The organism is Sphingobacterium sp. 18053 (assembly GCF_902706145.1).
GTDB classification, from domain to species: domain Bacteria; phylum Bacteroidota; class Bacteroidia; order Sphingobacteriales; family Sphingobacteriaceae; genus Sphingobacterium; species Sphingobacterium paramultivorum.
Genome location: NZ_CACSJW010000025.1, coordinates 1 through 1,350 on the forward strand (window position 1 = coordinate 1; position 1,350 = coordinate 1,350).

Sequence of the window (1,350 nt, forward strand, 5' to 3'; positions counted from 1 at the left end):
ATGGGAGTGTAACGTCAACTGTGTCATTGGATTAAAATCTTAAAAACCTCTTTCTAGTTTGAGTCTATCCCCAAATCTAATATAAAGTTGGGATATGGTCAAGCCCCAGTTATGCATTGGCATCGTCCATTTTTTTGCAATATCTTTAATAATTAAATACATCAATTTCATGAGCGCCTGTTCAGAGCTGAAAGCTCCTTTAGACTTAATAATTTTTCGTATCTGACGGTGCATTCCCTCGATCGGATTTGTGGTGTATATAATCTTGCGAACCTGATCCTCGTACTCAAAGAAAGTAGAAAGATTGGTCCAATTATCCATCCAGGATTTGGCAGCAAGCGGATATTTCTTACCCCATTTTTCTTCGAAAGACAAGAGGTTCTCATAACCTATTTCTTCGTTCACGGCTTTATAGATCGGTTTTAGATCCTCCATTACAAGCTTTTTATCTTTCTCAGTTACATAACGCATGCTTGTTCTGATCTGATGAACAATACACAGCTGAATCTTTGTTTTTGGAAAAATAGTTTCTATGGCCTCGGGAAATCCTTTTAGACCATCAATACAAGCAATAAGGATGTCTTCAACGCCACGCTGCTTCAGATCTGTAAGCACAGAAAGCCAGAACTTAGCCCCTTCATTTTCTGAGCTATAAAGACCGATCAGATCTTTTCTTCCATCCATACCGACTCCTAGTATGTTATAAATAGCTCTTGATTCAACCGTTCCATTCTGGCGAACTTTAATGTGCATGCAGTCCAGGAATACAAAGGGATAAACAGCTTCCAAGGGCCTACTACGCCACTCATTTACAGCTGGAAGCACACTTTCAGTTATACGGGATATTTCTGTGGCAGAGATCTCCATAGCATACATTTCGCGGATAAACTCACTTATAGCCCGTGTGCTCATTCCTTTGGCATACATGCTCAGCACGTGTCCCTCAAGTTGTTCAGTGATGATTAATTGTCTTTTAGGCACTACTTTCGGCTCAAACGTGCCGGATCTATCACGGCCTGTTTCTAGCTCAAATGTTCCGGTATTGAGACCTCGGACAGTCTTTTTTGTCTTGCCATTTCGCCGGTTGCTATTACCTGACGCTTTTTCTTCGTTCAGATGATTCTCTAGCTCACCATCCATCATTGATTCCAATAGATGCTTCATTAACGGTGCTAGAACACCATCATTGGGAGACAAACTTTTACCTTCGTAAAGACCTTGTATGGCTTCTGCCTTGAAGCGTTCAAAGTCGAATGGGTCTTTTTCTTTCATGACCGTGTCGTTTGAATAATTGAATATAAATAATCTTATTGAATTATTCCTCTGACACAGTTCAGGTTACAGTCTCTA

1 protein-coding gene is annotated in these 1,350 nt (G+C 40.3%); it reads right to left on the bottom strand.

What is annotated here, in order from left to right:
- Positions 1-39: 39 nt before the first annotated feature.
- A complete protein-coding gene (locus GVK91_RS27090; protein ID WP_088161093.1) occupies positions 40-1,272 on the bottom strand; it encodes an IS256 family transposase in 1,233 nt (410 codons plus the stop codon).
- Between the last annotated feature and the right edge of the window lie 78 nt (positions 1,273-1,350).

Bases quoted from the DNA above. Each gene is read 5' to 3' on its own strand.
- GVK91_RS27090 (WP_088161093.1), bottom strand. From the start codon at position 1,272: ATGAAAGAAAAAGACCCATTCGACTTTGAACGCTTCAAGGCAGAAGCC.